The sequence below is a fragment of the Caulobacter segnis ATCC 21756 genome, assembly GCF_000092285.1.
GTDB classification, from domain to species: domain Bacteria; phylum Pseudomonadota; class Alphaproteobacteria; order Caulobacterales; family Caulobacteraceae; genus Caulobacter; species Caulobacter segnis.
In genome coordinates this window covers 4,647,594-4,655,622 of record NC_014100.1, presented here as the reverse complement: position 1 = coordinate 4,655,622, position 8,029 = coordinate 4,647,594, and the positions used below count along the sequence as shown (strand labels likewise).

Here is an 8,029-nt window from a genome sequence, read left to right as displayed (position 1 = left end):
AAAGTAACCGCCGCATACAATCAGCCGCCGCCCCCCATGGCGCGCGACCGGTTCCTCAACGCACACAGGTTCTTACTCGGCGAACACGATCGGTCCGCCGCCGCCTTGTTTTGTTCAAGACTGGAGAAGCGTTGAGACGCTTAAACTAGCCAGCGGCGGAGGCTGGTCAAACGGAAAACTTGCGTCCGGTCGCGGATATTTCTGTTGACTCGCGAGAGGCCCTCGCCCCGCAAGGGAATACCCGGAACACGCTCTCAGATCACAGTTTGCAACGTCAGGAACAGGACGTTGGATTCAAAGCAAAAGCCGACCAGGCAACCCTGATCGGCTTTCGTAAATACTTGAATTCGCTCGACGAACGGCGTTCGTCTAGAATCTGGACTAGGCCGCGGCCTTATCCAGCTTCTTCAGGCGGGCCGCCAGGCGCGACACCTTGCGAGAACCCGTGTTCGGATGAACCACGCCCTTCGAAACGGCGCGCATCAGTTCCGATTGCGCTTCGACGAAAGCGGCCTTGGCGACGGCGACGTCACCCTTGGCGATCGCTTCTTCGAACTTGCGCAGGAAGGTGCGCACGCGCGAGCGGCGGGCGGTGTTGACTTCGGTGCGGCGAGCGATCTTGCGGATCGCTTTCTTGGCGCCGGGATTATTGGCCATGGATCGGACCTTCAAACGGACAGCCGCGCGGGCGGCCGCGAAGCAGGGAAAACAGAGCGCGCGGATATACGGGAAGCGGCGCCCGGGGTCAACGGTCCACAGGCGGATTCCTGAGGGCCGGATCGACGCAATCGTTTCGAGCCCGATCACATCCCTTTGAAGCTTGGCTTTCGCTTCTCGACGAACGCCGCCATGCCCTCTTTTTGATCTTCGAAGGCGAACAGCGAGTGGAACAGCCGCCGCTCCAGGGCGACCCCCGTCGTCAGGGTCGTTTCATAGGCGGCTTCGACCAGTTCCTTGTTCATGGCGACGGCCAGCGGCGACTGTGCGGCGATCTTGGCGGCGACGGCCAGGGCTTCGTCGACCAGGCTGTCGGCCGGGAAGATCCGCGACACCAGGCCCGCGCGCTCGGCCTCGACGGCGTCCATCATCCGGCCGGTCAGGATCATGTCCATGGCCTTGGACTTGCCCACGAGGCGGGTCAGGCGCTGGGTGCCGCCGATGCCGGGCGCCACGCCCAGGGTGATCTCGGGCTGGCCGAACTTGGCGGTGTCGGACGCCAGGATGAAGTCGCACATCATCGCCAGCTCGCAGCCGCCGCCCAGGGCGTAGCCGGACACCGCCGCGACGATCGGCTTGCGGCACTGCTCGACCGCCCGCGCGCCGGCGGTGAAGAAGTCTTGGCGGAACATCTGGGCGTAGGTCTTGTCCGACATCTCCTTGATGTCGGCGCCGGCGGCGAAGGCCTTGGTCGAACCGGTCAGCACGATGCAGCCCACGGCGTCGTCGGCCTCCGCCGCCCCAAGGGCCTGGGCGAGGTCGCCGAGCAACTGGGTGTTCAGCGCGTTCAGCGCCTCGGGCCGGTTCAGGCGGATCAGGGTGACGCCAGGAGCGCTCTCGGGCGCCTCGACGATCAGGGTCTGGTAGTCGGCCATCGGGGTCTCCTGCGGGATTGGCGCTTTTTATAGAGGGCCGCGAGGCGTTGGGGAGCCCCGCCGCGACGTCATCCACGCCGCGACCACTTCACGCGGTTTCCCGCTGAAGGGATGGAAAGGGACGCGGAGCGCCGGACGACGTCCGGAGTGTGAGGTTGTAGATACCGTTTCGACGAAGCCCGACGCTCCGCGCGACCGTTATCCGCCAGCGTCCCGTCGGGTGGCCCTATTCAGGCCTTACCGGGACCCAGGCCTCCCGTTTCCGAGAGCCCCAGCGGTCGGAGAGGACGGGCTTTCAGCCAGACACGCCCTTTTGCCTCCAACCACGCCGACGGCGGGCGGGCCTGACCAGCGTCAGGTCCCCGGACCGTCCGAGTATCCCCCTCGAACCTGTCCCCGCTCGATCGCCCCCCGCCGCCACGATGGTCGCTGGCCATGCGCCCTTTCCTCGCGACGAGGTGGTTCAAGGATAAGGGCGGTTTCAACGCGGATGATCCAGCGAGGTGTAAAAGTGGGAAGGGTTTGAAATCGCTGGATTCGATTCCGGATACGCGGATCATAGAGCGCCGCGAACGCTCGTACTTGCCCCCTCCGCGCCTACGGCGCTCCTCCCCCGGAGGGGGAAGAAGGCTCGCGTTTCCTTCTGCCCCCTCCGGGGGCGGACGACCACGCAAAGCGTGGTCAGGTGGGGGCCTGCGGCGCTGGCCGATTATCCCTGTGAAACCCGTCCCCCGCGACGGGAGCCATCCTTACATCTCACGGCGAGACGATCGAAGGGCTGACCGGGTTGCTCAAGGACGACGCTTCGCGTCGCCGCCGCGCGGCCGCCCGGAGGGCGGTCCTTGACCAGCCCGGTCAGCCCTGCACGCTGCAGCCTCCAAGAGATGTAAGGTTCGCACCGACCTCGGGGGTCGGATGGCGACCCAAGGCGAACGCCCCCTCACCGCGTCGTCATGTTCCCCGACATCCGCCCGAACACCTCGCGCAGCGCCTCGGCCATGTCCGCCTCGACCCCCACTTGATCCAGCGCCCGCCCCATGGCGTCGGTCCACTGCCGCGCCAGCTCGGCGTCAATCGGCATCGACCGGTGCAGCGACATCATGCAGACGCCCGGCCGCGCGGCGAACCAGTCTCGCGGTCCGCCCAGCCAGCCGGTGAGAAAACCCGCCAGCGAGGCGCGCATCGGCGTCAGGTCCGGCGCGTGGATCGCCCGCAGGCGGGCATAGGCCGGGTCGGTGTCCATCAGGTCGTAGAAGGCGTCGACCACCGCCTGGACGCGCTCGGCGCCGCCGATCTGGTCGAACGCGGTCTCGGCGGCGGGCGCTTCGGCGGCGTCGCTCATTTCGGCCTCATGTCGCCGGTTTCGACGAACCGCTGGTGCCAGGCGAAGGCCTCGGTCAGCAGGGTCGGCGACTGCTGGCCGTAGGAGTCGCGCCGGGCGCGGGCCAGGTAGTCCTTCAGGGCCGGGCGATAGTCGGGGTGCGAGCAGTTCTCGATGATCAGCTCGGCCCGCTGGCGGGGCGACAGGCCGCGCAGGTCCGCGAGGCCCTGCTCGGTGACCAGGATCTGGACGTCTTGGTTGATGTGGTCGACGTGCGGGGTCTTCGGCACGATCGTCGAGATCTTGCCGCCCTTGGCCGTCGAGGGGGCCATGAAGATCGAGACATAGGCGTTGCGGGCGAAGTCGCCGCTGCCGCCGATGCCGTTCTGGATGCGCGAGCCCATCAGGTGGGTGGAGTTTACCGCCCCATGGATGTCGGCCTCGATCATGCCGTTCATGGCGATGCAGCCCAGGCGACGGATCACCTCCGGGTGGTTGCTGATCTCCTGGGGCCGCAGGACCAGGCGATCGCGGAACCGATGCATGTCGGCGTTCAGGGTGGCGGCGGCCTCGGGGCTCAGCGAGAAGGCCGTGGCCGAGGCGGTCAGCAGCTTGCCGGCCTCCATCAGCTCCAGCATCCCGTCCTGCAACACCTCGGTATAGGCGGTCATGTTGTCGAACGGCCCGTCGACCAGGCCGGACATCACGGCGTTAGCGATGTTGCCCACGCCCGACTGCAGCGGCAGCAGGCTGGACGGCAGACGGCCCTTGGCGACCTCGTGCCGGAAGAACTCCAGGAGGTGGCCGGCGATGGCCTTGTGGTCCTCGCCCGGCGCGTCGAACGGCAGGTTGCGGTCGGGGGAGTCGGTCTCGACCACCGCGACGACCTTGGACGGGTCGCAGCGGAAGTAGGGCTCGCCGATGCGCTGGTCGGGGCGGGTCAGCGGGATCGGCACGCGGTTCGGCGGCAGGGCCGTGCCGTAATAGATATCGTGCATCCCCTCCAGCGCCGGGTTCTGCCAGCGATTGACCTCCAGGATCACCTTCGAGGCCCGGTCGATCCAGGTCTTGTTGTTGCCGACCGAGGACGAGGGGATCAGCGAACCGTCGGCGCGGATCCCGCTGACCTCGATGATCGCGGTGTCCAGCGGACCCAGGAAGCCCTGCCACGCCATGGGCGCGACCTGGGACAGGTGCATGTCGAAATAGTCCATCTCGCCGCGATTGATCTTGTCGCGGGCGATGGGGTCGGAGTTGTAGGGCAGGCGGAACTCGATGCCGTCGGCCTTGGCCAGGGCGCCGTCCAGCTCCGGACCCGTCGAGGCGCCGGTCCAGACCCGCAGGCGGAAGGGGTCGCCCGCCGCGTGCGCGGCCTCGATCCGCTTGGCCAGGGCCAGCGGCACGGCCTTGGGATAGCCCGAGCCGGTGAAGCCGCTCATGCCCACCGTGCTGGCGGGGTCGATCAGGGCGGCGGCGGCCTCGGCCGACATCACCTTGGCTTGCAGGCTTGGAAGGGCGATCCGGCTCATGGCTTTGCTACTCCAGCGGTACGCGGGCAGGCCTTAGCGGATGGGCGTGCGGCCGTCGCTTCCGTAGGAGCCCGGACGCGACGATCCGTCTTGTCAGTTCGCGCCGCAAGCAGGACAGGCCGGATCCGCCCCGATCCTGACCGTTCGCGTCTCGGCCGCCAGGGCGTCATAGATCAGCAGCTTGCCCGACAGGGGCTCGCCCGCGCCGGCGATCAGCTTGACCGCCTCCAGCGCCATCATCGAGCCGATCACCCCGGCCAGGGCGCCGACCACGCCCACGAGAGCGCAGGTCTCGGCGTCGGGCGGGACCTCGGGCACCAGGCAGCGATAGCAGGGCTGACCATGAAACACGCCGACCTGCCCGGTCCAGCGGCCCAGGGCGCCGCTGACCAGCGGCTTGCCATGCGCCAGGCAGGCGTCGCTGACGGCGAAACGGGTGGCGAAATCGTCGGTGCCGTCCAGGACGAGGTCGTACTGCTGGACCAGGTCATTGGCGTTCTGGGGGTCCAGCCAGACGGGGTGTGTCGCGACGGTCACGTGCGGATTGAGGGCGGTCAGATGCTCTTTCGCCGCCTCGACCTTGGGCCGGCCGACGTCGGACGCCGCGTAGAGCACCTGGCGCTGCAGGTTCGACAGCGACACCGTGTCGGGGTCGACGAGGCCGATCGTCCCCACGCCGGCGGCGGCCAGGTACAGCGCCGCGGGCGCGCCGAGACCGCCGGCGCCGACCATCAGCACCCTTGCCGCCTTCAGCTTCTGCTGGCCCGGACCGCCCACCTCGCGCAGCACCAGGTGGCGGGCGTAGCGTTCGACCTCGTCTTGCGAAAACCCCAACGCGCTTGACCCTCCGCCTTCGGCTCGCCACATGCGAAGCCATGCAAGGCAACAACTCGACTTTCCCCGACTGGCACGGCACGACGATCCTGGCGGTGCGCAAGAACGGCCAGACCGTGATCGCCGGCGACGGACAGGTGTCAATGGGCCCAACCGTCGTCAAGGGCAACGCCCGCAAGGTGCGGCGCCTGGCCGGCGGCAAGGTCGTCGCGGGCTTCGCCGGCGCCACGGCCGACGCCTTCACGCTCATTGAGCGGCTCGAGGCCAAGCTGGAGCAGTATCCCGACCAGCTGGCCCGCGCCTGCGTGGACCTGGCCAAGGACTGGCGGACCGACCGCTACCTGCGTCGCCTGGAGGCCATGCTGCTGGTGGCCGACAACACCGCCATCTACACCGTCACCGGCGTCGGCGACGTGCTGGAGCCGGGCGAGAGCGTCGGCGGCGGGGCGGTCGCGGCCATCGGCTCGGGCGGCAACTACGCCCTGGCCGCCGCCAAGGCCTTGATCGACCAGGACCTTTCGGCCGAGGACATCGCCCGCAAGGCGATGGGCATCGCCGCCGAGATCTGTGTCTATACGAACGGTAACCTGACCGTCGAAAGCTTGTAGGCTTTACTCCCGTCGGGAGGATTTCCGCATGCTCAAGACCCTGTTCGGCGCCGGGCTCGCCGTGGCGCTCGCCGCCGACGGGCTGGCGCTGGGGGTGCGGGACTCGTTCCTCAAGCACATGGCCGACGACGCCATCCTGTTCGCGCCCGGCCCGGTCAGCGCCAAGGCGCTGTTCGAGAAGCGCCCCTCCAGCAAATCTCCCAGGCTGGAATGGTGGCCGCGAAGGGTCGTGGCGGCGCGCTCCGGGGACCTGGCGCTGTCGGTCGGCCCCTCGGTGATCAACGGAAAGCGCGGCGGCTACTTCGCCACGATCTGGCGTCGTGAGCCGAACGGCGGCTGGAAATGGATCTATGACGGCGGCGCGGCGGCCGACGCCTCCAAGGCGCCGGGCCCCGAGGCGCCCACCGTCCTGGACGCCCCGGCGGCGGCCGGCGAGCGCTCGCCCGCCCTGGCCTTCGACAAGGTCCGGGCCGCCGAGAGCGCCCTGGCCCAGGCGGCCGAGACCGACGCGCCCGCCGCCTATCGCGGCGCTCTGGCCGCCGACGCCTGGCTGCTAGGGCCCAAGGGCGCGGAGGGCCTGACGCCCGAGGCCCTGACCGACCGCCTGGCGGCTCGCCCCGCGCGGATGACGCTGGTGCTCAGAGGCGGCGGCGCTTCGCACGCCGGCGACTTCGTCTGGACCCACGGCGAGGCCCGGTGGCCCGACGCCCAGGCAAACCTCCAATCCGCGCACTATATGCATGTCTGGCAGAAGCGCCCCGAAGGGTGGCGCCTGATCCTCGAGGCCCTGATCAACGACCGATGACTGAGTTTTCCCCCCGCGAGATCGTTTCCGAACTGGACCGCTACATCGTCGGCCACACCGACGCCAAGAAGGCCGTGGCCGTCGCCCTGCGCAACCGCTGGCGCCGCCGCCGCGCGCCCGCCGATATCCGCGACGAGCTGACGCCCAAGAACATCCTGCTGATCGGCCCGACGGGCGTCGGCAAGACCGAAATCGCCCGGCGCCTGGCCAAGCTGGCCCAGGCCCCGTTCCTAAAGGTCGAGGCCACCAAGTTCACCGAGGTCGGCTATGTCGGCCGCGACGTCGACCAGATCGTCCGCGACCTGGTGGAAAGCGCTCTGGCCATGGTCCGCGACAAGCGCCGCGCCGCCGTGAAGGCCAAGGCCGAGGGCGCCGCCGAGGAACGGATCCTCGACGCCCTGACCGGTCCGGGCTCCACGGCCGCCCGCGAGGCCTTCCGCAAGAAGATCCGGGCCGGCGAACTGGACGACAAGGAGGTCGAGCTGCAGCTGGCCGATACCGGCGGCCAGACCTTCGAGATCCCCGGCCAGCCTGGCGCGGCGGTCTTCAACCTGTCGGACATGATGAAGTCGTTCGGCGGCGGCCGCCAAAAGACCCACAAGACCACGGTGTCCGGGGCCTGGGCCCCTCTGATCGCCGAGGAGAGCGACAAGCTGCTGGACCAGGAGGCCCTCACCCAGGAAGCCCTCGAGCTGGCCGAGAACCACGGCATCGTCTTCCTCGACGAGATCGACAAGGTCGCCAGCTCGTCGCAGCGCTCGGGCGCGGACGTCTCGCGCGAGGGCGTGCAGCGCGACCTGCTGCCGCTGATCGAGGGCACGACGGTCTCGACCAAGTACGGGCCGGTCAAGACCGACCACATCCTGTTCATCGCTTCGGGCGCCTTCCACGTGGCCAAGCCGTCGGACCTGCTGCCCGAACTGCAGGGCCGCCTGCCGATCCGCGTCGAGCTGAAGGGCCTGACCCGCGATGATTTGCGCCGGATCCTGACCGAGCCGGAAGCCAACCTCGTCCGCCAGCACCAGGCGCTGATGGCGACCGAGAACGTCACCCTGGTCTTCACCGACGAGGCCATCGACGCCCTGGCCGACGCGGCCGTGGCCGTGAACGCCTCGGTCGAGAACATCGGCGCCCGTCGCCTGCAGACCATCCTGGAAAAGGTGGTCGAGGAGATCAGCTTCACCGCGGCGGATCGTGGCGGCGAGACGGTGACGGTGGACGCGGCCTATGTGCAGGAGCGGGTCGGGGCGCTGGCGGCGAACGCGGATCTGAGCCGGTTTATTCTGTAGGACGTGAGAAAATCCTCTCCCCAAGGGAGAGGTGTCGGCGAAGCCGACAGA

Annotated in this window: 9 protein-coding genes and 1 pseudogene; 4 read left to right on the top strand and 6 right to left on the bottom strand. The window is 68.6% G+C overall.

Features of this window, described 5'->3' with window-relative positions; genetic code table 11:
- Positions 1-381: 381 nt before the first annotated feature.
- The 3 genes and pseudogenes from rpsT to CSEG_RS23505 all read right to left on the bottom strand — a co-directional run.
- Positions 382-657 (bottom strand): 30S ribosomal protein S20, encoded by a 276-nt coding sequence (gene rpsT, locus CSEG_RS21380; protein ID WP_013081314.1) that lies wholly within the window; start codon positions 655-657, stop codon positions 382-384.
- Between the two features lie 146 nt (positions 658-803).
- Positions 804-1,592, bottom strand: a complete 789-nt coding sequence (locus CSEG_RS21375) for an enoyl-CoA hydratase (RefSeq protein WP_013081313.1) — start codon at positions 1,590-1,592, stop codon at positions 804-806.
- Between the two features lie 323 nt (positions 1,593-1,915).
- Positions 1,916-2,063: pseudogene (locus CSEG_RS23505) on the bottom strand (hypothetical protein); the annotation flags it as partial.
- 246 nt (positions 2,064-2,309) lie between these two features.
- Between CSEG_RS23505 and CSEG_RS22785 the strand changes: the two are divergent.
- Positions 2,310-2,438: a hypothetical protein gene (locus CSEG_RS22785; protein WP_106907267.1), complete on the top strand. Its 129-nt coding sequence runs from the start codon at positions 2,310-2,312 to the stop codon at positions 2,436-2,438.
- A 94-nt stretch (positions 2,439-2,532) separates the two neighbouring features.
- On the opposite strand, the gene CSEG_RS21370 is transcribed toward CSEG_RS22785, so the two are convergent.
- The 3 genes from CSEG_RS21370 to CSEG_RS21360 form a co-directional block, all read right to left on the bottom strand.
- Positions 2,533-2,934, bottom strand: coding sequence for a group II truncated hemoglobin (locus tag CSEG_RS21370; protein ID WP_013081312.1), 402 nt, complete (start codon positions 2,932-2,934; stop codon positions 2,533-2,535).
- Entirely contained in the window at positions 2,931-4,442 is a 1,512-nt protein-coding gene (locus CSEG_RS21365; protein ID WP_013081311.1) for an acetyl-CoA hydrolase/transferase family protein, read from the bottom strand. The genes CSEG_RS21370 and CSEG_RS21365 overlap by 4 nt, the downstream gene beginning before the upstream one ends.
- A gap of 93 nt (positions 4,443-4,535) precedes the next feature.
- Positions 4,536-5,276, bottom strand: coding sequence for a HesA/MoeB/ThiF family protein (locus CSEG_RS21360; protein ID WP_013081310.1), 741 nt, complete (start codon positions 5,274-5,276; stop codon positions 4,536-4,538).
- A 5-nt stretch (positions 5,277-5,281) separates the two neighbouring features.
- On the opposite strand from CSEG_RS21360, the gene hslV reads away from it, so the two are divergent.
- Genes hslV through hslU form a run of 3 tightly spaced genes read left to right on the top strand, consistent with a single transcriptional unit; the run spans position 5,282 to position 7,978 of the window.
- Positions 5,282-5,884, top strand: a complete 603-nt coding sequence (hslV, locus tag CSEG_RS21355; RefSeq protein WP_167535148.1) for an ATP-dependent protease subunit HslV — start codon at positions 5,282-5,284, stop codon at positions 5,882-5,884.
- Positions 5,885-5,912: 28 nt separating this feature from the next.
- Positions 5,913-6,689: a DUF4440 domain-containing protein gene (locus tag CSEG_RS21350; protein WP_013081308.1), complete on the top strand. Its 777-nt coding sequence runs from the start codon at positions 5,913-5,915 to the stop codon at positions 6,687-6,689.
- On the top strand, positions 6,686-7,978 hold the full coding sequence (hslU, locus tag CSEG_RS21345) for an ATP-dependent protease ATPase subunit HslU (RefSeq protein WP_013081307.1): 1,293 nt from the start codon (positions 6,686-6,688) through the stop codon (positions 7,976-7,978). Before CSEG_RS21350 ends, hslU begins: the two co-directional genes overlap by 4 nt.
- Positions 7,979-8,029 lie beyond the last annotated feature (51 nt).